Raw genomic sequence first — 25,331 nt, 5'->3', positions numbered from 1 at the left:
TTCAATGCCCAAAGAATACAAAGACCTGGTCGTAGGCCTGGACATCGGCACCGCCAAGGTGATGGTGGTCGTGGCCGAGGTGCTGCCCGGCGGCGAGCTCAAGCTCGCCGGGCTCGGCATCGCGCCGAGCAATGGCCTGAAGCGCGGCGTGGTGGTGAACATCGACGCCACGGTGCAGAGCATCCAGCAGGCGCTGAAAGAAGCCGAGCTGATGGCCGACTGCAAGATCAGCCGTGTCTACACCGGCATCACCGGCAGCCACATCCGCGGCATCAATTCGAGCGGCATGGTGGCGGTGAAGGACAAGGAAGTGACGCCCGCCGACGTGGCCCGCGTGGTTGAGACCGCGCGCGCGATCAACATCTCGAGCGACCAGCGCTTGCTGCTGGTGGAGCCGCAGGAGTTCGTGATCGACGGCCAGGACGTGAAGGAGCCGATCGGCATGAGCGGCATGCGGCTCGAAGCCAAGGTGCACATCGTGACCGGTGCGCAGAGCGCGGCCGAGAACATCATCAAGTGCGTGCGCCGCTGCGGCCTGGAGGTCGATCAGCTGATGCTGAACCCGCTGGCCTCGAGCCAGGCGGTGCTCACGGAAGACGAGCGCGAACTGGGCGTGGTGCTGGTGGACATCGGCGCGGGCACGACCGACGTGGCGATCTTCACCAATGGCGCGATTCGCCACACGGCGGTGATTCCGATCGCGGGCGACCTCATCACCAGCGACATCGCGATGGCGCTGCGCACGCCCACCAAGGACGCGGAAGACATCAAGGTCGAGAGCGGCTATGCGAAGCAACTGCTCGCCGACCCCGACCAGCAGGTGGAAGTGCCGGGCCTGGGCGACCGCGGCCCGCGCATGCTGAGCAAGCAGGCGCTGGCCGGCGTGATCGAGCCGCGCATCGAAGAGATCTTCTCGCTCGTGCAGCAGGTGGTGCGCGAATCGGGCTACGAAGAGGTGCTCTCTTCGGGCGTGGTGCTCACCGGCGGCAGTGCGGTGATGCCGGGCATGGTCGAGCTGGGCGAAGACATCTTCCTCAAGCCCGTGCGCCGCGGCATCCCGAAGTATTCGAGCGCGTTGTCCGACATGGTCGCGCAGCCTCGCGCGGCTACTGTCATGGGCCTGCTCGAGGAAGCGCGCTTCGCACGCATGCGCGGCTTCAAGGTCGCGCAGAAGAACGGGTCGGTAAAGACTGCGTTCGGACGTTTCAAGGACTTCATCGTGGGGAACTTCTGACCATGAACCACTCCCCACTCTGGCTCGCACGCGGCAGTCCGCCGTTGCATTTCAACGAGCGATGGCGACGAACAGGTCCACCATCGTGACGACGCTCTCGTTGAACACGTCACGGCAAAAGAATTATTCATAGATACATAACGGCAACTGCAATATTCAAGGAGTTAGAAATGACCATCGAAATGATCGAAGTCGAAGAATTCAATCAGGGCACGCAGATCAAGGTGATCGGTGTCGGCGGCGGTGGCGGCAATGCGGTCGCCCACATGATGGAGCGTGGTGTGCAAGGCGTGCAGTTCGTTTGCGCGAACACTGACGCACAGGCGCTGACCCGCAGCAACGCGAACAAGATCATCCAGCTCGGCACCAGCGGCCTGGGCGCCGGCAGCAAGCCCGACAAGGGCCGTGAAGCCGCCGAGGCCGCCGTGGACGAAATCCGCGCGGCCATCGACGGCGCACACATGCTGTTCATCACCGCCGGCATGGGCGGCGGCACCGGCACCGGCGCTGCGCCGGTGATCGCGCGCGTGGCCAAGGAAATGGGCATCCTCACCGTGGGTGTGGTGACCAAGCCCTTCGACTGGGAAGGCGGCCGCCGCATGAAGAACGCGGACGACGGCCTGGCCGAGCTCGAAGCCAATGTCGATTCGCTGATCGTGGTGCTCAACGAGAAGCTGCTCGACGTGCTCGGTGAAGACATCACCCAGGACGAAGCCTTCGCGCATGCCAACGACGTGCTCAAGAACGCCGTGGGCGGCATCTCGGAAATCATCAACGAGTACGGCGGCGTGAACGTCGACTTCGAAGACGTGCGCACCGTGATGGGCGAGCCGGGCAAGGCCATGATGGGCACCGCCGCGGCCGCCGGTCCCGACCGCGCGCGCATCGCCGCCGAGCAGGCCGTGGCCTGCCCGCTGCTCGAAGGCATCGACCTCTCGGGTGCCAAGGGCGTGCTGGTGCTGGTGACGGCATCGAAGGGTTCGCTGAAGCTGAACGAGTCGAAGCTCGCGATGAACACCATCCGCGCCTACGCCTCGCCCGATGCGCATGTGATCTACGGCGCTGCCTACGACGAAGCCCTGGGCGACGAGATGCGCGTGACCGTGGTGGCCACGGGCCTCTCGCGCGCGGACGCACGCCGCCAGGCACCGACGCTGGAAGTCATTCGCACCGGCACCGACAACATCCCGTTCAACGTGCCCACCATGGGCGGCGTCGGCCACACCAGCGGTGGCAGCCAGCCGAACTACGACGGCATGGCGGTTCCCAGCGTGTGGCGCACCAACCGCACGATGGCCGCGGCCAAGGTGGATGCGCTGTCGTCGGGTGGCATGGACGACTTCGAAATTCCCGCATTCCTGCGCCGTCAGGCCGACTGACGGAAGGCGACCGAACGCTCAGGGCACGAAGGTTCGCAAGGGGTACAGGGGAGACCTGAAAGGGACTTCCGCTGGCTCTAGGCGCTGCGTTCACTTCGTGCCCTTTGCGTCCATTGCCGGGATTGCATAGAACCGATGTCTATCGCTGCCATAGCGAGGGGATTAGGTCGCCACGCCCGTGGCGCGCCTAAAATCCCCGGCGTGCTGCAACAACGAACCCTCAAGTCGATCAGCCGCGCCGTGGGCGTGGGGCTTCACAGCGGGCAACGCGTGGAACTGACCCTGCGACCGGCCCCGGCCGACACGGGCATCGTGTTCCGCCGCGTCGATCTTCCCGAGCCTGCTGAAATCCGAATGACCGCCGAAGCGGTCACCGACACGCGCCTCGCCTCCACGGTCTCGACCGGCGGCGCGAAGGTGCAGACGGTCGAGCATCTGATGTCGGCCTGCGCCGGCCTCGGCATCGACAACCTCTACATCGACATCACGGCCGACGAAGTGCCGATCCTCGACGGGTCGGCTTCGTCCTTCGTGTTCCTGCTGCAAAGCGCGGGCATCGAACTGCAGAAGGCGCCGCGCCGCTTCATCCGCGTGACCCGCAAGGTCGAGGTGCGCGAAGGCGAGGGCGCCAACGAGAAGTGGGCGAGCCTGGAGCCGTACCACGGCTACAAGCTGAGCTTCGAGATCGACTTCGATCACCGCGTGGTCAATTCCACCGGCCAGCGCGTGGAGTTCGATCTCGGCACCGATTCGTACAGCCGCGACATCGCACGTGCGCGCACCTTCGGCTTCACGAAAGAGGTCGAGTACATGCGCAGCAAGGGCCTAGCCCTCGGCGGCGGGCTGGACAACGCCATCGTGATGGACGACACCAAGGTGCTCAATGCCGGCGGCCTGCGCTACGACGACGAGTTCGTGAAGCACAAGATCCTCGATGCGATGGGCGACCTCTACATCATCGGCAAGCCGCTGCTCGCGGCCTACACCGCGTTCCGCTCGGGCCATGCGCTCAACAACAAGCTCCTGCGCGAACTGCTCTCGCACAGCGACGCCTACGAGGTCGTGACTTTCGACGACGAGAAGCGCGCACCGCGCGGCTTCGGCGAAGTGGCGCGGGCCTGGTAGGTCGACGCGCTCCGGACGATGCTCCTCTTTCGCTGGGCCATCCTGTTTCTTCTGCTGGTGGCGGGCGTCTCGTTCGCCTTCTATGCGGGCACGGGGCAGGCCAAGTACCGGCGCTTCGGCTGGATCTTGCTCAAGTGGACGCTGCTCGCGGCGTTCGGCTTCTTCGCGGTGCTGATCGCAGAGCGCGTGGCCTAGTTTCTGGCCGTTCGCATGTCCGGAAACGGCATGCGAAGCCACAGGCACCGGCGCACGATGGCGCCATGAACACACACACTGAACAACCCACGAGGAATCCGTTCGGCGTTCAGGACGCCCCGGACCCGGACGGCCCCGATGTCGACGCGTTCGCCGACAGCGTCGAACTGGGCGGCGGCGCCGACGACCCGAATGCGCCGCCATGGGGCACGGTGGTCGATGAGCTTCCAGACTCGATCGCGGGTGCGTGGTCCAGCCGGTGGAATGGCGGCGCGGACCCCACCATCCCCGGCGACACCGCGGAGGCCTGGAAGGAAGGCAAGGCGACGGTCAAGGTGACCGGTGGCCGCTTCTACCTGATGTTCGACTGGGGCAACGGCGAACGCCATGCCTTGCTCGACGTTCGCTACATCGCACCCGACACACTGGTGGGCCGCTACATCAATCTGAGCAGCCCGGACATCACGCGCCCCTGGGTCGGAATGATCGTGGACAACCGGCGGATCGACGGACGCTGGACGAACGGGCGGCTGGATTTCCGCAGGTAGCGGTCAGCGCGAACGCCCTTGCCGGTACGTGCCGGCATGGGTCTTCGACAGCTCGGCGGCTTCGGCCAGCCGCGCCATCGAACGGCCCACTTGCGCATGCGTGATCGCGATGCCCAGCGCGTCGGCCGCATCGGCACCGGGCAGCCCCGGCAGATCGAGCAGCCGCTTCACCATCTCCTGCACCTGCGCCTTGGCGGCCTGGCCATGGCCCGCGACCGCCTTCTTCATCTGCAGCGCGGTGTACTCGGCCACCGTGAGGTTGCTGTTCACCAGCGAGGTCACGCACGCGCCGCGCGCCTGGCCCAGCAGCAGCGTCGACTGCGGGTTGACGTTCACGAAGATGATTTCCACCGCCGACGCATCGGGTTGGTAGCGCGCGGTGATTTCGGCGATGCCGTCGAACAGCACCTTCAGGCGCGCTGGCAGGTTGCCGCTGCCCAGGTGCCGAGTGCTGATGGTGCCGCTGGCCACGTAGCGCAGCGCGTGGCCGTCCGCATCGACCACGCCGAAGCCGGTGGTCGTCAAGCCGGGGTCGATGCCGAGGATGCGCATGTCTGTCAGGCGTTGAAGTACCAGCGGATCGAGTGGAAGAAGATCGGCGCCGCGAAGCACAGCGCATCGACGCGGTCCAAGAGGCCGTTCGCACCGGTCACGCCCACGCCCTTCTTGCCCCAGTTCGGAATGCCCCGGTCGCGCTTGAGTGCCTTCATCACCAGATGCCCCATCGAGCCCGCGATGCAGGCGATGACCGACACAGCGAGCGCCTGCCCGAACTTGAACGGCGTGATGAACGAGAACAGCGCGCCCACCAGGCTCGCGACCACGATGCCGATGCCCCAGCTGGTCCAGTTGAAGCTGCGGCTCACGTTGGGCGCGAACGGCGTGCGCTGCGTGCGGCGCGAGATGAGGTGCTGCACCAGCACCGAGGTCTGCACCACGAACACCAGGAAGAACACGAGAAAGGCGCTCTTGCCTTCGTAGCCCGGAAAGCTCAGCAAGAGCAGCGCCGGCACGTGGCTCATGCCGTAGACGCAGACCATGATCCCCCACTGCAGCTTGGCGTTGCGCTCGAGGAAATGGCTCGAATCGTTGGCCAGCGCGCTCGCCACGGGAATCGCGAGGAACACGTAGACCGGGATGAACACGGTGAAGAGATCGAAGTGCGCCGTGGCCACCAGCCAGAACTGGATCGGCAGCACCACGAAGAACGCAAGGATCAGGCTGCGATGGTCGCCGCGCCGCGTGGGCGAGAGCGTGATGAACTCACGCAGGGCGAAGAACGAGATCAGCGCGAAGAGCACGGTGGCGACCGTCTCGCCGAGCGCCCAGCCGATCCAGAAGATCACCACCATGAACCAGGTCGTGCCCAGGAGCCCGCGGAAGTGCGCGAGCTCGGCCTGCCAGGCGGCGTCGTGAACCGGGTTGCGCTTTTCGCGGAAGCTCAGGAAGAAGGCGGTGGTGCTGATGATCACCAGCAGGCCGAAGATGATGAGGAAGAGCGCCGCGACCTGCTGGGTCGGGGTGAGGCTGCGCAGGAACTGGTTCATGTCAGATATCGCGCAATGCAATCACCGCGGCACGCGCGCGATCGAGGAAGGGGCGGCGCTCTTCGCCATCCTCGACGCGAATCGGAGCGCCGAAGGTGACCGAGCAAAGAATGGGCACCGGCACGATCTCGCCCTTGGGCATGACGCGCTGCACGTTGTCGATCCAGGCCGGCACGAGCACCACGTCGGGGAACATCGTTGCGAGTGTGTAGAGGCCGGACTTGAACTTCTGCGGCTCGCCCGTGTGGCCGCGCGTGCCTTCGGGAAAGATGATGATCGAGTCGCCGCTGCGCAATGCTTCGACGAGTGGGGCGAGGGGATCGGATGGCGGCGGTGCGGGTTCGGCCGGTGGTGCCGGTTCCGCAACGAATATCGGCGGCGCGACGGGTGGAGGCGGCGGTGGCGGTGCCGGAAGGTCGAGTTCGCCCTGCAGTTCATTCACGGCTTCGGCAACGGGCGGCGTGGCTGGCAGCAGCGGCTCCATCGACGGCTCGATGCGCTCGGCAGGCGGTGCAGCGACAGCAGGCTCGGGTGCCGAGTCGGCCTGCATCGGTTCAGTCGCAGCAGCTGCAGCAGGCGCCGTGGCCGCGCGCTCCACATACACCGCGTTGAACACCTCCGTCGTGATCCATCGCTTGACCGGCGTATTGGCCCAGTAGTCGCGCGCCGCGATCGGCCGTGTGATGCTGCGCAGCTCCTCGGGCAGCGCCGCCCAGATCATCACGAGGTCGGCGTGGCTCTGGTGGTTGGCGAAATAGATGCGCTGCTCGGCCTTCGGTGGACAGCCGTACCAGCGCGCCTGCGCGCCCGTCAGCAACCGGACGAACCCCAACAACAACCAACCTGTGAGCTTTGCCAGCATATGGGCGCGATGATACGGGCCATGCGATGGCGATTCGATCCTCTTTCATTGGCGTGGGCGGTGGCCCTGTTCGTTGTTCTTGCGTTGCTGGCCACCGTCGGCGCGCGCTGGGGGTGGCTGCGAAGTTTCTTCGGCGATGTGCTGGCCGTGGTGTGGGTCTACTTCGTCTTCAAGACCGTCATCGCGGCGCGCGTGCTGCCGCTGGCACTGGCCGCGCTCGGCGTGGGCTACGCGGTGGAGCTGGGCCAGTTCATTGCGTCGGCGTGGCACCTGCACATTCCGAACCGCGCGTTGCGCATCGTGCTCGGCAGCACGGCTGACTGGTGGGACGTGCTGGCCTACACGATCGGCTTCGCGGGCGTGCTGGCGCTCGAAGCGCTGCGCACCAAGCTCGGCCTCAAGGCAGCTCGGCCGATGACATCCGCGCCACGACCGTCGACGCCCGTCCGCTGAGGTACGGCGAGCCGGGCCGGCGCTCGAAGAACTTCGGGCTCGGCAGCATCACCGCGAGCCGCGCAGCTTCGTTGGCACTCAGACGCGAGGCGGGCTTTTTGAAGTAGTACTGCGAGGCGGCCTCGGCGCCGAACACGCCTTCGCCCCATTCGACGTTGTTCAGGTAGAGCTCGAGGATGCGGCGCTTGTCGAGAAAAACCTCCAGCAGCGTCGCGAGCACCAGCTCCTGACCCTTGCGCAGCATCGTGCGCTCGCCCGAAAGCAGCAGGTTCTTTGCGAGCTGCTGCGTGATGGTGGAGCCACCGCGCAGGCGCACCGGCTGCACCGGCTTGCCGCGCGCCACGGCACGGGCGGCGCGTTTGGCGGCCAGTTCTTCGGCCTTGGCATTGCGTTGGCGTGCGCGCTCGATGGCTTCCCACTCCACGCCGTTGTGATCGACGAAGCCGGCATCTTCGCTCGCGATCACGGCGCGCTTGAGCGTGTCGTTGATCTGCGTGTACGGCACCCATTCCTGCCGCCAGCCGCCTTCGCTGCCTTTGTGGATCGCGACCTGCCAGGCTTCGGAGCGCTGGAACGCGGTGCTTTGCGGATCGATCACCGCCATGGCCGCGATGCGCGCCACGAAGAAGAGTTCGAGCGCGAGAGCCGCCACCGCGAGGCAGGCGATCAGGCGCAGCACCGCTTTCATTGGCCGGCGGCGAGCGATGCGCGCAACTCGCCCAGCACCTGCGCCGAAGGCGGGCGCACGCCGCGCCAGATATCGAACGATTCGGCCGCCTGCTCGACCAGCATGCCGAGGCCGTCGCGGGGCACGGCGCCATGCGCCTCGGCCCAGGCCATGAAGCCCGCGGCCGCTGGGCCGTACATCATGTCGACGGCGAGTGCGCCGGGGCGCAGCACCTTTGCGGTCACCGGCACTGCGTCGCCCGCGAGGCTGGAGGCGGTGGCGTTGACCACCACGTCGAAGCTGCCCGGCACTTCGTCGAGCGCCCAGGCTTCGAGCGCGGCGCCGTGGCCGAGCGCGAGTGCCGCATGGCGCCGGACCACCGCTACCGCCTTGTCGACGGTGCGGTTGGCGACCACGATGCGCGAAGCGCCCGCGTCGAGCAGCGGACCCAGCACGCCAGCGGCGGCGCCACCGGCACCGATCAGCAGCAACTCCTTGCCCGCCAGCGGCACGCCCGCGTTTCGGACGATGTCGTTGACGAGCCCGATGCCGTCGGTGTTGTCCGCGTGGATGCTGCCGTCGGCCTCGAAGCGCAGCGTGTTGACCGCCTGCGCGAGCAGGGCGCGCTCGCTGGTGTGCTGCGCCAGGGCGGCGGCTTCGAACTTGAAGGGCACGGTGATGTTGCAGCCGCGCGCACTGTCGCCGCGCTCGGCGGCTTCACGTCGGAACGCGGCAATGCCTTCGGCGAAGGCGCCGAGCGGAATCAACCGGCGGCCGTAGTCGATCTGCTGGCCGCAGAGTTCGGCAAAGCGGGCATGGATGCGCGGCGAGCGGCTGTGCTCGACGGGGTTGCCCATGACGCAGTACAGGTCCATCGCAGCAGCCTCGGTCAATGCTTATTGGGAAATTTCCATCGTGCCGTCGCGCGCGAAGCGGAACGTGCCCTGGATCACCATCTGATCGGCCTGCTCCTGGCGCATCGCGTTCGTGAACTTGCCGAAGTTGCCGGTGCTGCGAACGATGGCCTGCGCGCGGCGGTCGAGCGCGATGTTGCCCGAGCTCTGGTCGACCACGGTGGCGAGCACGTTGCCGTCGAAGTTGACGGTCAACGTCATCTTGAGTTCGCCGTACAGCTTCTTGCCGGCCAGCTCCGGGAAGTTTTCCGCGGCGCGCGCCTCGACGCGGCGCAGCATGGTGTCCACGTACACCGCGAACGCAGCCTCGCGCGTGGACGGACTGACGTAGCGCTTCTTGGGGCGCGAGTTTTCCTCGTTCACCCGGCGCTCGATCTGGGCCAGCAGCTCGACCATCTGGCGGCGCTTTTCTTCCTGCGCGGCGGCTTCGGTCGGGTCGCCCGCGTTGCGCGGATCGCGCACCGGCATGGCGGCGATGTCGCGCTTGAGCTGCGTGATCATCTGCATCTGCTCGGCCTGCAGGGCATCGACCTGTTTGCGCGCGTCTTCGAACGAATCGCCCACCGCGGTGAAGCTCGACGGGGGCAGCGGGCTGGTCGCGCGGCCCTTGTCGAGGTCGCCGCCGCCCGCGAGCGAGGTCTGCGCCATCAGCCTGGCATTCGCGTCCGGCCGCTCCTTGGTCTTGCTGTTGACCAGGATCACCTCGAGCGGCGTGTCGGTGAACGCGCGGTTGAATGATTCGGGATCGACGAAGCGCACCGCCAGCAGCGCGGCATGCGCAATGACCGACACGCCCAGTGCAATCTGCAGCGTGCTGAGGTCCTTGAAGTTCATTCTCGAAACTCCTCCAGGGGGCGCACTTCTCCGGACGTCTCGCCGGAGTTCATGCAGGTGCGGGTGTGTTTTCCGGCGCGGCCTCGCTGTCGCTCAAATCGACGGCAATGGCGATCGGGCCGGCGACTTCTTCTTCATCCTCGCCACTCTCTTCCTCGGCCGAGGCATCGGCCTTCGGCGTGTCGAGGCGTTCGAGCACGGTGCCGCTCACGTCGAGCGCGATCTCGTCGATCTCGCCGAGCTTCACGCGCAGGCGCGCGCCGCGCTCCTGCTGACCGGCCACCGGGAACACCAGGGGCAGCGCATCGGCACGCACCAGCGCGCCGTTGGGGATGTCCTTGATGACCGTCGCTTCGAGCTCGGTGATGCCGTTCTGCTGCAAGTACTTGAGCGTCCAGAAGCGCTCCATGCCGCCCTGGTAGCCGTTGTAGGTGGCATAGGCCGCGTCGAAGCCCGAGAGGATCGAGAACAGGTCGGCGTCCTTCGGCTTGAACGGTGCGGCCAGCGCGGCGGTCTTGCCGTGGCGGGCGGCCGCGATGATCTGCCACTGGTTCACCAGGTCGGTGTAGCGGCGCAGCGGCGAGGTGCTCCATGCATAGCTCTTCACGCCCAGGCCCGCATGCGGCAGCGCGCGCGTGCCCATGCGCACCTTGATGCCGGGTGCGAGGCTCGCCTGGCTGCGATAGAGCCCGGGCACGCCGAGTTCGCCGAGCCAACTGCCCCAGGTGCTGTTGGCCAGGATCATCGCTTCCGAGACGATCAGGTCGAGCGGCGCGCCGCGCTGGCGCGTCGTGATCTGCACCTGCTCGTTGCCGGTGGGTTCGTTGCCGTCGTTGCCGACGAGGCGGAAGTTGTAGTCGGGCCGGTTGAAGTTCTCGGGCTTGCCGCGCACCACTTCGCGCTGCGCCTTCAGTTGCTTCGCAAGGCGGAACAGGAAGGAGAGCGGGGCGCGCAGGTTCGCGGCGGCCTCGGGCGTGTCGGGGCTCGTGACCGTGGCGTCTTCGAGCCAGGGCTGCGTGACGACGGCGTCGAGCTGGTCGTGGCGCAGGTTGGCGACGATGGGCACACGCTCCAGTTTGGTCTCGGTGCCCTGCAGCTCGAGTGTGGCTTCATCGAAGCGCGCATAGAGCGACACGGCCGGGCGGTCGGCGCCTTCGAGCAGCGTGTAGGTGTTGACCACCTCGTCGGGCAGCATCGTGATCTTGTAGCCCGGCATGTAGACCGTCGACATGCGCGCACGCGCCACGTTGTCGATGGGACTGCCCGGTGTGAGCGCCAGGGCCGGCGCCGCGATGTGGATGCCGACTGTGACGGTGCCTGTGCCCAGGCCCTGCACCGACAACGCATCGTCGATTTCGGTGGTCTGCGAATCGTCGATCGAGAAGGCTTGCACGCCGGTGGCGACAGGCAGGTCGTCCACGATGGCCGGTGCGGCGAGCGCGGGGAAGCCGTGGCCCTTGGGGAAGTTCTCGAAGAGGAAGCGGCGCCAGTGGAACTGGTAGGGCGAATCGATTGCGCCGGCGCGTTCCAGCAGATCGAGCGGCGGGCGCTGCGTGGCGCGCGCGGCATCGACCACGGCCTTGTATTCGGGGGCGTTCTTGTCGGGCTTGAACAGGATCTTGTAGAGCTGCTCGCGGATTGGCTGCGGGCACACGCCCTCGGCCAGCTGTCCGGCCCATTCGACGATCTGCGCCTGGATGACCTTTTTCTTCTCGATGGCGGCGAGCGCCTGCTGCACGATTTCGGCCGGCGCCTTCTTGAAGCGCCCCTTGCCTGCGCGGCGGAAGTAGTGCGGCGCCTCGAAGAGGGCGAACAGCGCGGCGGCCTGCTGGGCGAGCGTGGGCTTGTCGCTGAAATAGTCGGCGGCCAGGTCGGCAAAGCCGAACTCGCCATCGGCTGCGAATTCCCAGGCCAGGTCGAGATCCATCGCGGCGGCGAGCGTGCGCGCCTCGGCGATCAGCTCGGCCGGAGACGGTTTCTCGAAACGCAGAACGATGTTGGCGCCCTTGACCTTGACGCGCTTGCCGGTCTCGAGCTCGACCTGCGCCGAGGCTTCGGCCTCCGACAGGACACGGCCGCCGAGGTACTTGCCGGCTTCTTCAAACAATACAAACATAGGCGCGGATTCTCCCACGGCGAAAGACCGGCTCTCCCCCAGGCTTGCCCACTTCGTGTGGCCTCCTTCCCCCTTCCGGGGGCAACACCTGCGGCCCGGCGAAGCCGGTTCCGCGGTGTTTCTGGAATTGGCTCAGACCGGATTGATGAACGCCATGACGTCGTCCAGGTGCGCCGTCTCGAAATCCGACAGCGCGTGGTCGCTGCCTTCCAGCAGCTTGATGTTGCTGTCCGGATAGCGCGCCGACATCTCGTGCCAGTCGAGCGCTTCGTCGCCCTTGGCGATGATCGCGAAGACGCGCTCGGGCCGCGTGAGCGATCCGACTTCCATGGCGCGCAGCTCGTGGATGTACTCGGGGCGGAAATAGAAATGCTCGGCCGGGTCGTGCCAGACAGTCTGGTCGCCGATGTAGCGCGTGAGGTCGCGCGCCGGGTACACGGCCGGATTGAGCAGCACCGCGCGGCAGCGCGTCATGCCGGCGACGTAAGTGGCATAGAAGCCGCCCAGCGACGAGCCGATCACGGCCATCGACTTGCGCGGCCAGTGCGCGATGCCCTTCATCACCATGTCGATGGCGTCGTGCGGCGAAGGCGGCAGTTGCGGGCACCACCACTCCAGGTTCGGATGCGCCTGCGCCACGCGCTGCGCCACGAGCCTCGCCTTGGTCGAACGGGGTGAGGAACGGAAGCCGTGCAGGTACAGCAGATGGGTGGTTTGCGGGTCCATGGGGGGAAGGCCGGGAAGGTGCGAACGCCGTACCTCGCTGGCCGAGGCGAGGTAATTCTGCATGAGGTCCGTGCCCGCAAAGCGGCTCGCGGCATTCAAAAAACCTGCGGCGAGGGGCTCTTGCGGAAAGCGATAACTCATAACGACTTACACCGCATGAACATCCCGTCGGCCTCGGCCCTGCGACGTTCGCCTGGCTTGAGTTCGAAAGTATTCATGGGCTGCTCCTCGTTGCCGGCGTCGCACGCTCGGCGATGAACCCGCGGCAAAAAGAAAAAGAAAACGCCCAATTCTCGGGACCCGATCCGCCGTGCGCATCCCATGAAAGCGGTATGCATGTCCAGCGTTCGGCAAGGCGCCGAGGCTTATGCTTCATCCCATGAATACAGAGGCTCTGGACGACGGGACGCTGCGCCGCTGGGGCGTGCTGGTGGTCGAGGACGACAGCCGCGCACGCGCCTTCTTCGAAGCCAGCGTGCAGCGCAGCCCGCGTCTTTTCTGGCTCGGCAGCGCGGGCACGGTGCAGGAGGCGCGGGGCTGGCTGGCGCGCACCACGACGATCCCCGACGTGCTGCTGGTCGACCTCGGAATGCCCGATGGCACCGGCCTGGACGTGATCCGCGATGCTGTCGCGCGCTTTCCCGGCTGCGAGCCGCTGGTGGTGTCGGTCTTCGGCGACGAGGAGAACGTGCTCGCCAGCATCGAGGCTGGTGCCGTGGGCTACATCCACAAGGACGCCGCACCCGAGGACATCGCGCAGACCATCGTGGAGATGAAGGCCGGCGCATCGCCGATCTCGCCGATGATCGCGCGGCGGGTGCTGGCCAAGTACCGCAGCCTTCAATCGGCCAGCCTCGCGCCGGGCATGGCTGCTTCGGGCGCGGCACCCGAGACCGCCTTCGACGAGAACGAGCGCGGCCTGCTGTCGGCGCGCGAGCACGAGGTGCTGACGCTGATCGCCCGCGGCTTCTCGTATGCAGAAATCGCGCGGCTCAAGGGCCTGAGCGTGCACACGGTGCAGACCCACATCAAGAATCTCTACGGCAAGCTCGCGGTGCACTCCAAGAGCGAGGCGGTCTTCGAGGCCACGCGCCTCGGCCTGCTGCCTCACCCGGGCTGAGGACGGATGCTGGCGAGGCTGGGCGCACTGCTTTCGCTGTGGCTGGCGGTGCTGGTGATCGGCGCTGCCGGCATGAGGGCTGCGTCGGCGGAGCCGCTCCAGGCGGCCGATGGCTCGATCGAGCTGCGCCACGGCACCATCACGACGTCGGTCGATGGCATCACCCGCACCGGGCCGGTCGAGCTCTCTTATCACTGGGACCGCCAGCACCGCGGCCGGCCAGGCCTGGCGAGCTTCGACCTGCCTTTCACCCTCGCGGCCGCGCCGGCAACGCCCTGGGGCATCTTCATTCCCCGCGTCGGCAACGTCTTCGAGGTGCAGCTCAACGGGGCGCTGCTGCAGGTCTACGGCGACATGAGCGTGGGCAATGACGCCGACTACGCCAAGGCGCCCATCTATGTGCCAGTGCCGGGGCACCTGCTGACGGCCGGCGAGAACCACCTGCAGATCCGCCTGCGCGCCGACAGCGCCCGGCGCGCGGGACTCTCGCGCGTCGTCGTCGGTCCCGCCACGCCGGTGCGCACCGAGCTCTTCGAGAGCGCCTATGCCTGGCGCTTCACCGGCTCGGTGCTGCTGACCGCCTTCAGCCTGATCGTCGGCAGCATCGCGCTGGCGCTCTGGCTCACGCAGGTGGACACCGGCGCCGTGGGGCGGCAGCGGCGCGACGGCATCTATTTCTGGGCGGCGCTTGCCGAGTTCTGCTGGGCGGTGCGCGTGGCAGACGGCGTGATCGCCGAGCCGCCGCTGCCCTGGGTTCCCTGGGGCGTGCTGATGGCCGCCTGCTACGCGGGCTGGGCGGCGTCGGCCATGATGTTCTGCTACCACCTCGCGGGGTGGGCGCGGAATCCGCGCCAGCAATGGCTGCGCTGGCCGCTCGCCGTGGTCGTCGCCGGCACAGTGGTGGCGAGCGCGCTGGCGCTGCAGCGCGAACAACCGGTGTGGCTCACCGGTTGGCTCGCCATCGAGATCGTGATCATCGGCGTCTTCGTGGGCGGCTTCGTGGTGGCGACCGTGCGCAACCCGAGCACCGAGCGGATGCTGGTGGCCATCGCCGCGCTCGTCACGGTGGCCTTCGGCCTGCGCGACTGGCTGGTGATCCGCCTGAGCGACGCCTACGGCGAGACCACTTGGGTGCGCTATTCGTCGATCTTCTTCGGCATCGCGCTGCTGCTGATCGTGCTGAGGCGCTTTCACGCGGTGAGCACGCAGGCGCGCGGATGGGTCGCGGCGCTGGCCGACCGGGTCGCGCAACGCGAGCGCGAGCTGGCGCTGACCTATGCCGAGCTCGAGCAGGTGGCGCGCGACCAGGCCCGCACCCACGAGCGCGAGCGCATCCTGCGCGACATGCACGACGGCGTGGGCTCGCACATCAGCTCGGCGATCCGGCAATTGCAGTCGGGCCAGACCAGTTCGGAGGAACTGCTGCGCACGCTGCGCGATTCGCTCGACCAGCTCAAGCTGTCGATCGACTCGATCCACCTGCCGCCGGGCGATGTCGGCGCGCTGCTGGCGGCGCTGCGCTACCGGCTGGAACCCCGGCTGGTGGCGGCGGGCATCGAGTTCGAATGGGCGGTGGACGAAGTCGAGCCGGTGCAGTTGCTCGATGCGCACGCCATGCGGCAGCTGCAGTTCCTGCTGTTCGAGGCCATCTCCAACGTGCTGCAGCACGCGCAGGCCAGCGTGCTGCGGATCGAGGCGGACATGCAGGGCGACACCGTGCGGCTGCGGGTGATCGACAACGGCCGAGGCTTCGACGCCTCGCAGGTCCCCAGGGCCCTGTGGGAGCGCGCCGGCGCGATCGGCGCGCGCCTGGCGGTCGAAAGCCGACCGGGACGCACGGTCGTTCAGCTCGCTTTTGGCTGAAAGGACATGCGGGGCGCGGATAATCCGCCCCCATGTCTGCCGTGTTCAATCAGCCCTCCCTGGCGCGTCGAATTGCGCCCATCTTCCAGGGCTTCGACGGCTTTCTGGCCTTCGCCGTGCTGCTGCTCGCCTTCGCCGGGCTGCTGACTATGTATTCCTCCGGCTACGACCACGGTTCGCGCTTCGTCGACCATGGCCGCAACATGCTCTTGGCCGGCTTCATCATGTTCGTGGTGGCGCAGGTGCCGCCGCAGCGGCTGATGATGTTCGCCGTGCCGCTCTACGCGGCGGGCGTGGCGCTCCTGATCGCGGTGGCGCTCTTCGGCATCACCAAGAAGGGCGCCCAGCGCTGGATCAATATCGGCGTGGTGATCCAGCCCAGCGAGATCCTCAAGATCGCCATGCCGCTGATGCTGGCCTGGTGGTTCCAGCGGCGCGAAGGCCAGTTGCGGCCGCTCGATTTCGTGGTGGCCACCGTGCTGCTGGCGGTGCCGGTCGGGCTCATCATGAAGCAGCCTGACCTGGGCACCTCGCTCCTGGTCCTGGCGGCGGGCCTGGCGGTGATCTTCTTCGCCGGGCTGCCCTGGAAGCTGATCGTGCCGCCGGTGGTGATCGGCGCCATTGCGGTGACGCTGATCGTGAGCTTCGAGTCGAAGCTGTGCACCGACGGCGTCGACTGGCGGGTGCTGCACGACTACCAGAAGCAGCGCGTGTGCACGCTGCTCGATCCGAGCAAGGACCCGCTGGGCAAGGGCTTCCACATCATCCAGGGGATGATCGCCATCGGCTCGGGCGGCGTCGGCGGCAAGGGCTTCATGCAGGGCACCCAGACGCACCTCGAATTCATTCCCGAGCGCACCACCGACTTCATCTTTGCCGCCTATTCCGAGGAGTTCGGGCTGGTGGGCAACCTGGCGCTGATCTCGGCCTTCATCCTCCTCATCTTCCGCGGGCTGGCCATCGCGACCAGCGCGGCCACCCTGTTCTCGCGCCTGCTGGCGGGGGCGGTCACGATGATCTTCTTCACCTACGCCTTCGTGAACATGGGCATGGTGAGCGGGATCCTGCCGGTGGTGGGCGTGCCGCTGCCGTTCATCAGCTACGGCGGGACGGCGATGGTGACGCTGGGGCTGGGGTTGGGCATCCTGATGTCGATCGCCCGGGCCCGAAAGCTGGCGCAGAACTAGGCGCCCGAGTGCCCTTGGGGGCGGCGCGGAAGAGGGTGGCTGCCTAGAATGGCAGTCATGATCTCTCGCGAACCCACCATCGAGCGCCTGGCAACAGCCCAACAACTCCTGCTCACGCCGTTCGGACTCGACGAATCGCACCTGAGCAAGGCCCTCGCCGAGATCACCTCGCACAAGGTGGACGACGCCGATCTCTACTTCCAGTACACGCGCAGCGAAGGCTGGAGCCTGGAAGAGGGCATCGTCAAGACCGGCAGCTTCAGCATCGACCAGGGCGTCGGCGTGCGTGCGGTCAGCGGCGAGAAAACCGCATTCGCCTATTCGGACGACATTTCCGAAGCCTCGCTCCTCGATGCGGCCCGCACGGTCCGCTCGATTTCCTCCGCCGGCCGCACCGGCCGCGTGAAGACGCCGACCCGCAAGATTGCCTTGAGCCGGTCGCTCTACAACGGCGTCGATCCCATCTCCACGCTCGACAGCACGGCCAAGGTCAAGCTGCTCGAAAAGACTGAGAAGCTGGCGCGTTCGCGTGATCCGCGCGTGGCGCAAGTCATGGCCGGCCTCGCAAGCGAATACGACGTGGTGCTCGTGGCACGTGCCGACGGCACGCTGGCTGCCGACGTGCGCCCGCTGGTGCGCCTGTCGGTCACCGTGATCGCCGAGCAGAACGGCCGCCGTGAAGTCGGCTCCGGCGGCGGCGGCGGGCGCTTCGGCCTCGCCTACTTCGACGACGAGAAGATCGCCGAATACGTCGACCAGGCCGTGAAGGCCGCGCTGACCAACCTGGACGCCCGCCCGGCCCCTGCCGGTGAGATGACCGTCGTGCTCGGCTCCGGCTGGCCCGGCATCCTGCTGCACGAGGCCATCGGCCACGGTCTGGAAGGCGACTTCAACCGCAAGGGCTCGAGCGCGTTTTCGGGCCGCATCGGCCAGCGCGTGGCGGCCAAGGGCGTCACGGTGCTGGACGACGGCACGATCGCCGACCGCCGCGGCTCGCTCAACGTCGACGACGAGGGCAACGCCAGCCAGCGCAACGTGCTGATCGAGGACGGCATCCTCAAGGGCTACATCCAGGATTCGATGAATGCCCGCCTCATGAAGGTCAAGCCCACCGGCAACGGCCGCCGCGAGAGCTACGCCCACGTGCCGATGCCGCGCATGACCAACACCTACATGCTGGGCGGCGACAAGGATCCCCAGGAAATCGTGGCCAGCATCAAGAAGGGCCTCTACGCCACCAACTTCGGCGGCGGGCAGGTCGACATCACGAGCGGCAAGTTCGTGTTCTCGGCCAGCGAGGCCTTCTGGGTCGAGAACGGCAAGATCCAGTACCCGGTCAAGGGCGCGACCATCGTGGGCAATGGCCCCGACGCGCTCACCCGCGTGACCATGATCGGCAATGACATGGCGCTCGATTCCGGCGTGGGCACCTGCGGCAAGGAAGGCCAGAGCGTGCCGGTCGGCGTCGGGCAGCCCACGCTGCGCATCGACGGTCTCACGGTAGGTGGAACGGCTTAGGACTTTCGTCACTTGCCGGCTGTTTCCTTCGGTTGCTAAGCTGCGCTCTTTTTTTCCGAACGACGAATCAAGGAGCATTTCAATGGGGAACAGGATCAATTCGCCCGCCGTGCTGTGGGCCGTGACCGCCGTGGTGGCGTTGGCCACCGCCGGTTGCGCCTCGCGCGGCGGTTCGGGCAGCCAGCCCGCCGCCGCACCGGCACCCGCTGCTGCAGCGCCCGCGGCGCCCAGCGGTTCCAAGGCCGGCATGGACGCTCGCGGCAACGTGACCGATTCCTCCAAGGTCGAGGCCGGCAGCGGCCGCACCGTCAAGGGCCTGAACGGCTACGAAGGCGAGATCACCGGCAATCCGGCGCGCAACAGCAAGTTCACCCGCCTGCAAATCGGCATGAGCGCCAAGCAGGTCACCGACCTCGCCGGCCCGCCGACCGACCAGGGCGCCTACGTGACAGGCAAGGCCTTCATTCCCTTCTATTTCGGCAGCGATCGCCATCGTTTCGAGATGACCTACAAGGGCCAGGGACGGCTGATCTTCGCGGGCGGCGGCATGGGTGAATACACCGGCGGCAACCTGATCTGGATCATTCACAACGCCAATGAATCGGGCTATCGGTAAACCACCCCTGGGCCCGGCTGCTTGACCGGGTCTTTATTTTCCGTGCTACATTCCGCCCCTATGTCCGCCCTCCGCGCTTATTTCTTTGCCTTCTTTTGGTTCCCGGTTTCCGGCGGACGAGAGGCGAGCGCGTAAAGCAAACGAACACCCTCCCAAAACCGCCGGCGCCTCAAGCCTCGGCGGTTTTTTTATGCCCTGACGATTTCACTCCAACAAGGAAAAGCACCATGAGCACGAACACTGCCCCCGCCAGCGACAGCTGGTATGCGAGCGTCGAAAAAACCAGCAAGACCGACGACGAACGCATCAAGGACATCAACGTGCTGCCCCCTCCTGAACATCTGATCCGCTTTTTCCCGATCCGCGGCACGCCGGTCGAAACGCTGATCGAGGGCACCCGCCGCAACATCCACAACATCATGGATGGCAAGGACGACCGGCTGCTGGTGATCATGGGGCCCTGTTCGATCCACGACCCGGCCGCCGCCATCGAGTACGCCAAGCGCCTGAAGGTCGAGCGCGAAAAATACGCCGGCACCCTCGAGATCGTGATGCGTGTGTACTTCGAGAAGCCGCGTACCACCGTCGGCTGGAAGGGCCTGATCAACGACCCGTACCTGGACGAGAGCTTCCGTATCGACGAAGGCCTGCGCATTGCGCGTCAGCTCCTGATCGACATCAACCGCATCGGCCTGCCGGCGGGCAGCGAGTTCCTCGACGTGATCTCGCCCCAGTACATCGGCGACCTGATCTCCTGGGGCGCCATCGGCGCGCGAACCACCGAAAGCCAGGTGCACCGCGAGCTGGCCTCGGGTCTTTCGGCCCCCATCGGCTTCAAGAACGGCACCGACGGCAACATCCGCATCGCGACCGACGCCATTCAGGCCGCGGCCCGCGGCCATCACTTTCTCTCGGTGCACAAGAATGGCCAGGTCGCGATCGTGCAGACCAACGGCAACCGCGACTGCCACGTGATCCTGCGCGGCGGCAAGGCGCCGAACTACGACGCCGCCAGCGTCGAAGCCGCCTGCAAGGACCTCGAAGCGGCCAAGCTGCCGCCCACGCTGATGGTCGATTGCAGCCACGCGAACAGCTCCAAGCAGCACCAGAAGCAGATCGACGTGGCCAAGGACATCGCGGGCCAGATCGCCAACGGCTCCAACCGCGTGTTCGGCGTGATGGTCGAGAGCCATCTGCAGGCCGGTGCTCAGAAGTTCACGCCGGGCAAGGACAAGCTCTTGGGCCTCGAATATGGCAAGAGCATCACCGATGCCTGCATCGGCTGGGACGATTCGACGCAGGTGCTCGAGACGCTGTCGCAGGCCGTCAAGGCGCGCCGCGGCTGAAAAGGGTCAGAGCATTCCGGCCAGTTCGGGCCAGTGGTGCCGCATCGACGCCGCCTCGTCGCTGTCGGGCGGCACCATCGAGAAGTCGGCAAAGTCGAAGCCTGGACCGACCATGCAGGCGACCAGCGTGTAGTCGCCTGACGAATGACCCTGGATCGGGCGGGCCGCCTGCCACTGGCCGGCCGGCACCACATGCTGGGGGCGCGTGCCGTGCGCATCGACCGGCCCCAGCCGCACATGGGCTGGCGCCGTACGCATCGCGGCATCGCAGGTCCAGAGCGCCAGCGGCACGCCTTCGAGGTGCACCCAGACTTCGTCGGACAGCACCCGGTGCCAGCGCGAATGCTGGCCCGCTTCGAGCAGGAAGTAGATGCTGGTGAGCGCGCTGCGGGACGCGCGGCCGTCGGCCGGAGTGACGCCGGCCGGCGAACGGAACACCTCGCTGTACCAGCCGCCCTCCGGGTGAGGCTGCAGCTTCAGGCTGTCGATCAGTTCCCGGGCGCGCATGGCGGTCATGATGCCGTCGCGGCGCGCAGGGCCGCAAGCAGTTTGTCGTGCACGCCGCCGAAGCCGCCGTTGCTCATGCAGACGATGTGATCGCCTGGACGCGCGGCGGCGGTGATCTGCGCCACCAGGGGCTCGATGGCCCCGGCGACCTGCGCGCGGTCGCCCATCGGCGCCAGGGCGGCTGCGGCATCCCAGTCGAGCCCGGCCGTGTGGCAAAACGAAAGATCGGCCGACTCCAGGCTCCAGGGCAACTGCGCGGCCATGACGCCCAGCTTCATCGTGTTGCTGCGCGGCTCGAACGCGGCGAGGATGCGCTCACTTTGCTTGCCGGCGTCGTCGAGCTTCTTGCGCAGGCCGTCGAGCGTGGTGCGGATGGCGGTGGGGTGATGGGCGAAGTCGTCGTAGACGGTGATCGAGCCCACCGTGCCGCGCAACTCCATGCGCCGGCGCACGTTGCGAAAGCTGCCGAGCGCGCGCGCCGCATCGGCCGGCGCAACGCCGACGTGGTCGGCGGCCGCGATGGCGGCCAGCGCGTTCATCTGGTTGTGCAGGCCCGAGAGCTCCCACTCGACCCGGCCGACTTTTTCCCCCTGCCGGAGCACGTCGAAGGCGTCGTGCGAACCGCTTGCCTGCCACTCGCCACCGGCACCGAATCGCGCGAGTTCGCTCCAGCATCCCTGGGTGAGCACGCGCTGCAGGCTCTCCTCGGTCGCATTCACCACCAGCCGCCCGGTGCCGGGCACGGTGCGCACGAGGTGGTGGAACTGGCGCTCGATGTCGGAAAGGTCGTCGAAGATGTCCGCGTGGTCGAACTCCAGGTTGTTGAGCACCGCGGTGCGCGGCCGGTAGTGCACGAACTTGCTGCGCTTGTCGAAGAAGGCGGTGTCGTATTCGTCGGCCTCGATGACGAAGGCGGCGCCGTCGCCCAACCGGGCCGACACACCGAAGTCCAGCGGCACCCCGCCCACCAGGAAACCCGGCGCCTTGCCACCCTGATCGAGCACCCAGGCCAGCATCGACGTGGTCGTCGTCTTGCCGTGCGTGCCGGCCACTGCCAGCACGTGGCGGCCCAGCAGCACGTGTTCGGCCAGCCATTGCGGGCCGCTCGTGTAGGGCTTGCCGGCGTCGAGGATGGCTTCCATTAGCGGGAACTTGGGGCTGCCGTCGGGCAAGCGAGCCCTCGAAACCACATTGCCCACCACGAACATGTCGGGCGCGAGGGCGAGCTGGTCGGCGCCGAAACCTTCGATGAGATCGATGCCGAGCGAGCGCAGCTGGTCGCTCATCGGCGGGTACACGCCGGCATCGCAGCCCGTGACCCGGTGGCCCGCTTCGCGCGCCAGGGCGGCCACGCCACCCATGAACGTGCCGCAGATACCCAGAATATGAATGTGCATCGGGCGATTCTAGGGAGGCGGAATGCGGGACTCGGCAGGCAAGCCCGGCCTTCGCCCCGAGCTTCGTGTTGATTTCGTGTGCGTGACGCCTACTGCGGGCAAAATGCCCCGATGGACACGTCCAAGCGCGAAATTGCCGCCACCGCAGCCCGCCTTGTCGTCGAGGAAGGGCTGGAATACGGCCCCGCCAAACGCAGGGCCGTGCGTGACCTGGGCCTGTCGGCGCGCACTTCGCTGCCGAACAACGACGAAGTCGAGGCCGAGGTGCGCGACTACATTGCGCTTTTCTGCGCCGACACCCAGCCCCAGGAACTGCATGCACTGCGCCTCTTGGCGCTGGAATGGATGAAGCGCATGGCGGCCTTCCGGCCGCACATCGGCGGCGCCGTGTGGCACGGCACGGCCACCCGGCTGTCGGACATTTACATACAGATGTTCTGCGATGATTCCAAGTCCGCCGAGATCGCCCTCATCGACCACCACGTGGACTACGAGCCGCGCATGGTCACCGGCTTTCACGGCGAGCAGGTCGAAGCCTTGAGCGTGCATGCGCCCAGCCGCGCGCTCGGTGAGGAAATCGGCGTGCACCTCTTGGTCTACGACCTGGACGACCTGCGCGGAGCCCTGAAGCCTGATGCCCAGGGCCGCACGCCGCGCGGCGACCTGCCTGCATTGCGCCGACTGATTGAAAGAGAAAAGGACAAGTGAATGACTTCTTCGCCGACACGACGCGGCATGCTCTATGGCGGCGTGGCGGCGATGGCCGCCGCTGCCGGGGTGGGTGGCGCCTGGTGGCGGGAACGCAGCGCCGGCAGCAATGCGGGGGGTGGCGAGCAACTCGACGCGACCTTCTGGGCCCAGAAATTCGAACGGCCGGAGGGTGGTGACCTCGTCCTGTCGAGCCTGCGCGGCAAGCCGCTGTTGCTCAACTTCTGGGCCACGTGGTGCCCACCGTGCGTCGAAGAAATGCCGATGATCGATGCTTTTTTTCGTCAAAACAGCGCCAATGGCTGGCAAGTGGTCGGATTGGCCATCGATCAGCCCAGCGCGGTGCGCAAGTTCCTGCAACGCACCCCGGTCACCTATCCGACCGGCCTTGCGGGCCTGCAAGGCACGGAACTGGTCAAGAATCTTGGCAATACCGGCGGCGGACTGCCGTTCACATTGGTTGTCAACGGTAACGGTTCGGTTGCGGCTCGTAAAATGGGCAAGCTCGAAACCGCCGATCTGGAGACATGGCGGCGTGAACTTGTTCATGGTTAGAATCGGCCGCCCAAGCTGGCGTTAGCCACCAAACGCTGAAAATCGCCGATTTTCAGCTCAGTTATATCCGAATGACCGGCAAAGCCGGCACTGGAGTCCCATGGATCTGCGCAAACTCAAGACACTGATCGATCTGGTGTCCGAATCGAATATTTCCGAACTGGAAATCACCGAAACCGAAGGCAAGGTTCGCATCGTCAAGGGCGGCGGCGCCGCCCCGGTGCAGTATGTGCAAACCCTGGCCGCGCCGCCCGCCGCCGCCCCGGTCGCCGGTGCGCCTGCCGCCACGGCCGCCGCCAGCGCTCCCGCGGTCGACGCCGCACCGGCCGGCCACGCGGTCAAGTCGCCGATGGTTGGCACGTTCTATCGTTCGTCCAGCCCGGGCGCCGCTGCTTTCGTCGAAATCGGCAGCAAGGTGAATGAAGGCGACACGATCTGCATCATCGAAGCGATGAAGATCCTCAACGAAATCGAAGCCGACAAGTCCGGCACGATCACCCAGATCCTCGGCGAAAACGGGCAGGCGGTCGAATACGGCCAGCCGCTGTTCATCATCGAGTGACCATGTTCAAGAAGATCCTGGTTGCAAACCGGGGGGAGATTGCCCTCCGGATTCAGCGCGCCTGCAGCGAGATGGGCATCAAGGCCGTGATGGTCTATTCCGAAGCCGATCGCGACGCCAAATACGTCAAGCTGGCGCAGGAAGCCGTCTGCATCGGCCCGGCCCCTTCGGCGCTGAGCTATCTCAACATGCCGGCGATCATTTCGGCGGCTGAAGTGACGGACGCCGAAGCCATTCACCCCGGCTACGGTTTCCTGAGTGAAAACGCCAACTTCGCCGAACGCGTGGAGCAGAGCGGTTTCCAGTTCATCGGCCCGACGCCGGACAACATCCGCACGATGGGCGACAAGGTCTCGGCCAAGCAGGCCATGATCAAGGCGGGCGTGCCTTGCGTGCCCGGCTCCGAGGGCGAGCTCTCGGACGACGCCGCCACCAACAAGCGCATTGCCCGTGCGATCGGCTACCCGGTCATCATCAAGGCGGCGGGCGGCGGCGGTGGCCGCGGCATGCGCGTGGTGCACACCGAGGCGGCGCTGGTCAACGCGATCCAGATGACCAAGGCGGAGGCCGGCGCGGCCTTCAGCAATCCGGCCGTGTACATGGAGAAGTTTCTCCAGAACCCGCGCCACATCGAGATCCAGATCCTCGCGGACAAGCACAAGAACGCGGTCTACCTGGGCGAGCGCGACTGCTCCATGCAGCGCCGCCACCAGAAGGTGATCGAGGAATCGCCGGCTCCCGGCATTCCGCGCAAGCTGATCGAGAAGATCGGCGAGCGCTGCGCCGCGGCCTGCAAGAAGATCGGCTATCGCGGCGCCGGCACCTTCGAGTTCCTTTATGAGAACGGCGAGTTCTACTTCATCGAGATGAACACGCGCGTGCAGGTGGAGCATCCGGTGACGGAGTTCACCACCGGCATCGACATCGTGAAGACGCAGATCATGGTGGCCGCCGGCGAAAAGCTGCCGTTCACCCAGCGTCAGATCGAGATGCGCGGCCACGCCATCGAGGTGCGCATCAACGCCGAAGATGCGTGGAAGTTCACGCCGTCGCCGGGCCGCATCACCATGTGGCACCCGCCGGGCGGCCCTGGTGTGCGCGTCGATTCGCACGCTTACACCAACTACTTCGTGCCCCCGAACTACGACTCGATGATCGGCAAGATCATCGTGTACGGCGACACGCGCGAGCAGGCCATGGCCCGCATGCGCACGGCGCTGAACGAGACCGTGATCGAAGGCATCCAGACCAACATCCCGCTGCACCGCGAGTTGATGGTCGATGCCAAGTTCATGAGCGGCGGCACGAACATTCACTACCTCGAAGAGTGGCTGGCGGCGCACAAGCGCTGA

Annotated in this window: 26 protein-coding genes; 16 read left to right on the top strand and 10 right to left on the bottom strand. The window is 66.6% G+C overall.

What is annotated here, in order from left to right:
- The first annotated feature begins 4 nt into the window (after window positions 1-4).
- From ftsA to QFZ83_RS23610, 5 genes are all read left to right on the top strand, one after another.
- Complete coding sequence (gene ftsA / locus QFZ83_RS23630; RefSeq protein WP_013539446.1) at window positions 5-1,234, top strand: cell division protein FtsA; 1,230 nt, start codon at window positions 5-7, stop codon at window positions 1,232-1,234.
- A gap of 170 nt (window positions 1,235-1,404) precedes the next feature.
- On the top strand, window positions 1,405-2,613 hold the full coding sequence (gene ftsZ / locus QFZ83_RS23625) for a cell division protein FtsZ (protein ID WP_013539447.1): 1,209 nt from the start codon (window positions 1,405-1,407) through the stop codon (window positions 2,611-2,613).
- Between the two features lie 201 nt (window positions 2,614-2,814).
- Window positions 2,815-3,738 (top strand): UDP-3-O-acyl-N-acetylglucosamine deacetylase, encoded by a 924-nt coding sequence (gene lpxC, locus QFZ83_RS23620; protein WP_306880388.1) that lies wholly within the window; start codon window positions 2,815-2,817, stop codon window positions 3,736-3,738.
- Between the two features lie 18 nt (window positions 3,739-3,756).
- On the top strand, window positions 3,757-3,933 hold the full coding sequence (locus QFZ83_RS23615; protein ID WP_307510560.1) for a hypothetical protein: 177 nt from the start codon (window positions 3,757-3,759) through the stop codon (window positions 3,931-3,933).
- A 65-nt stretch (window positions 3,934-3,998) separates the two neighbouring features.
- Window positions 3,999-4,481, top strand: a complete 483-nt coding sequence (locus QFZ83_RS23610) for a hypothetical protein (RefSeq protein WP_307510559.1) — start codon at window positions 3,999-4,001, stop codon at window positions 4,479-4,481.
- A 3-nt stretch (window positions 4,482-4,484) separates the two neighbouring features.
- On the opposite strand, the gene ruvC is transcribed toward QFZ83_RS23610, so the two are convergent.
- The 3 genes from ruvC to QFZ83_RS23595 are packed head-to-tail and all read right to left on the bottom strand — an operon-like array spanning window position 4,485 to window position 6,890.
- Window positions 4,485-5,033: a crossover junction endodeoxyribonuclease RuvC gene (gene ruvC / locus QFZ83_RS23605; protein ID WP_307510557.1), complete on the bottom strand. Its 549-nt coding sequence runs from the start codon at window positions 5,031-5,033 to the stop codon at window positions 4,485-4,487.
- Between the two features lie 5 nt (window positions 5,034-5,038).
- Window positions 5,039-6,028 carry a phosphatidate cytidylyltransferase gene (locus QFZ83_RS23600; protein ID WP_307510555.1) on the bottom strand — a complete coding sequence of 330 codons (990 nt, stop codon included), beginning with the start codon at window positions 6,026-6,028 and terminating at the stop codon, window positions 5,039-5,041.
- Window position 6,029: 1 nt separating this feature from the next.
- The gene (locus tag QFZ83_RS23595) at window positions 6,030-6,890 is read right to left on the bottom strand and encodes a lysophospholipid acyltransferase family protein (RefSeq protein ID WP_307510553.1); all 861 of its coding nucleotides are present in this window, start codon (window positions 6,888-6,890) and stop codon (window positions 6,030-6,032) included.
- 9 nt (window positions 6,891-6,899) lie between these two features.
- On the opposite strand from QFZ83_RS23595, the gene QFZ83_RS23590 reads away from it, so the two are divergent.
- Window positions 6,900-7,343, top strand: a complete 444-nt coding sequence (locus QFZ83_RS23590; protein ID WP_307510551.1) for a DUF2809 domain-containing protein — start codon at window positions 6,900-6,902, stop codon at window positions 7,341-7,343.
- Here QFZ83_RS23590 and mtgA read toward each other — a convergent pair.
- From mtgA to QFZ83_RS23565, 5 genes are all read right to left on the bottom strand, one after another.
- The gene (gene mtgA / locus QFZ83_RS23585) at window positions 7,288-8,031 is read right to left on the bottom strand and encodes a monofunctional biosynthetic peptidoglycan transglycosylase (RefSeq protein WP_307510549.1); all 744 of its coding nucleotides are present in this window, start codon (window positions 8,029-8,031) and stop codon (window positions 7,288-7,290) included. The genes QFZ83_RS23590 and mtgA overlap by 56 nt on opposite strands.
- Window positions 8,028-8,885: a shikimate dehydrogenase gene (gene aroE, locus QFZ83_RS23580; RefSeq protein WP_307510547.1), complete on the bottom strand. Its 858-nt coding sequence runs from the start codon at window positions 8,883-8,885 to the stop codon at window positions 8,028-8,030. The genes mtgA and aroE overlap by 4 nt, the downstream gene beginning before the upstream one ends.
- Before the next feature lie 21 nt (window positions 8,886-8,906).
- Window positions 8,907-9,758 (bottom strand): energy transducer TonB, encoded by an 852-nt coding sequence (locus tag QFZ83_RS23575; RefSeq protein WP_307510545.1) that lies wholly within the window; start codon window positions 9,756-9,758, stop codon window positions 8,907-8,909.
- A gap of 49 nt (window positions 9,759-9,807) precedes the next feature.
- Complete coding sequence (locus QFZ83_RS23570; RefSeq protein WP_307510544.1) at window positions 9,808-11,874, bottom strand: ribonuclease catalytic domain-containing protein; 2,067 nt, start codon at window positions 11,872-11,874, stop codon at window positions 9,808-9,810.
- 132 nt (window positions 11,875-12,006) lie between these two features.
- Window positions 12,007-12,600 carry a YqiA/YcfP family alpha/beta fold hydrolase gene (locus tag QFZ83_RS23565; protein ID WP_041943323.1) on the bottom strand — a complete coding sequence of 198 codons (594 nt, stop codon included), beginning with the start codon at window positions 12,598-12,600 and terminating at the stop codon, window positions 12,007-12,009.
- 367 nt (window positions 12,601-12,967) lie between these two features.
- Here QFZ83_RS23565 and QFZ83_RS23560 point away from each other — a divergent pair, with 367 nt between their 5' ends.
- The 6 genes from QFZ83_RS23560 (at window position 12,968) to QFZ83_RS23535 (ending at window position 20,250) form a co-directional block, all read left to right on the top strand.
- Window positions 12,968-13,720, top strand: coding sequence for a response regulator transcription factor (locus QFZ83_RS23560; protein WP_013539459.1), 753 nt, complete (start codon window positions 12,968-12,970; stop codon window positions 13,718-13,720).
- Between the two features lie 6 nt (window positions 13,721-13,726).
- Complete coding sequence (locus tag QFZ83_RS23555; RefSeq protein WP_307510542.1) at window positions 13,727-15,583, top strand: ATP-binding protein; 1,857 nt, start codon at window positions 13,727-13,729, stop codon at window positions 15,581-15,583.
- A 32-nt stretch (window positions 15,584-15,615) separates the two neighbouring features.
- Complete coding sequence (gene rodA / locus QFZ83_RS23550) at window positions 15,616-16,770, top strand: rod shape-determining protein RodA (RefSeq protein WP_307510540.1); 1,155 nt, start codon at window positions 15,616-15,618, stop codon at window positions 16,768-16,770.
- Window positions 16,771-16,827: 57 nt separating this feature from the next.
- Window positions 16,828-18,288: a metalloprotease TldD gene (gene tldD, locus QFZ83_RS23545; RefSeq protein ID WP_307510538.1), complete on the top strand. Its 1,461-nt coding sequence runs from the start codon at window positions 16,828-16,830 to the stop codon at window positions 18,286-18,288.
- Window positions 18,289-18,370: 82 nt separating this feature from the next.
- Window positions 18,371-18,904 (top strand): hypothetical protein, encoded by a 534-nt coding sequence (locus tag QFZ83_RS23540; RefSeq protein ID WP_013539463.1) that lies wholly within the window; start codon window positions 18,371-18,373, stop codon window positions 18,902-18,904.
- 227 nt (window positions 18,905-19,131) lie between these two features.
- Complete coding sequence (locus QFZ83_RS23535; protein WP_307510535.1) at window positions 19,132-20,250, top strand: 3-deoxy-7-phosphoheptulonate synthase; 1,119 nt, start codon at window positions 19,132-19,134, stop codon at window positions 20,248-20,250.
- A 6-nt stretch (window positions 20,251-20,256) separates the two neighbouring features.
- Here the strand turns inward: QFZ83_RS23535 and QFZ83_RS23530 are convergent, their stop codons facing one another.
- Complete coding sequence (locus QFZ83_RS23530) at window positions 20,257-20,766, bottom strand: cupin domain-containing protein (protein ID WP_307510533.1); 510 nt, start codon at window positions 20,764-20,766, stop codon at window positions 20,257-20,259.
- Window positions 20,763-22,154: a UDP-N-acetylmuramate:L-alanyl-gamma-D-glutamyl-meso-diaminopimelate ligase gene (gene mpl, locus QFZ83_RS23525; RefSeq protein WP_307510532.1), complete on the bottom strand. Its 1,392-nt coding sequence runs from the start codon at window positions 22,152-22,154 to the stop codon at window positions 20,763-20,765. The genes QFZ83_RS23530 and mpl overlap by 4 nt, the downstream gene beginning before the upstream one ends.
- 111 nt (window positions 22,155-22,265) lie before the next feature.
- Here mpl and QFZ83_RS23520 point away from each other — a divergent pair, with 111 nt between their 5' ends.
- The 4 genes from QFZ83_RS23520 to accC all read left to right on the top strand — a co-directional run bounded on the left by QFZ83_RS23520 (window position 22,266) and on the right by accC (window position 25,331).
- Window positions 22,266-22,862, top strand: coding sequence for a hypothetical protein (locus tag QFZ83_RS23520; RefSeq protein WP_306880374.1), 597 nt, complete (start codon window positions 22,266-22,268; stop codon window positions 22,860-22,862).
- Window positions 22,863-23,417, top strand: a complete 555-nt coding sequence (locus QFZ83_RS23515; RefSeq protein ID WP_307510530.1) for a TlpA disulfide reductase family protein — start codon at window positions 22,863-22,865, stop codon at window positions 23,415-23,417.
- Between the two features lie 100 nt (window positions 23,418-23,517).
- On the top strand, window positions 23,518-23,979 hold the full coding sequence (gene accB, locus QFZ83_RS23510; protein WP_307510529.1) for an acetyl-CoA carboxylase biotin carboxyl carrier protein: 462 nt from the start codon (window positions 23,518-23,520) through the stop codon (window positions 23,977-23,979).
- 2 nt (window positions 23,980-23,981) lie between these two features.
- Window positions 23,982-25,331: an acetyl-CoA carboxylase biotin carboxylase subunit gene (gene accC, locus QFZ83_RS23505; protein ID WP_013539470.1), complete on the top strand. Its 1,350-nt coding sequence runs from the start codon at window positions 23,982-23,984 to the stop codon at window positions 25,329-25,331.

It is taken from the genome of Variovorax sp. W1I1, assembly GCF_030815625.1.
Taxonomy (GTDB): Bacteria; Pseudomonadota; Gammaproteobacteria; order Burkholderiales; family Burkholderiaceae_C; genus Variovorax; species Variovorax paradoxus_C.
The sequence above is the reverse complement of the archived record's forward strand: the minus strand, read 5'-3'. Positions and strand labels throughout refer to the sequence as shown.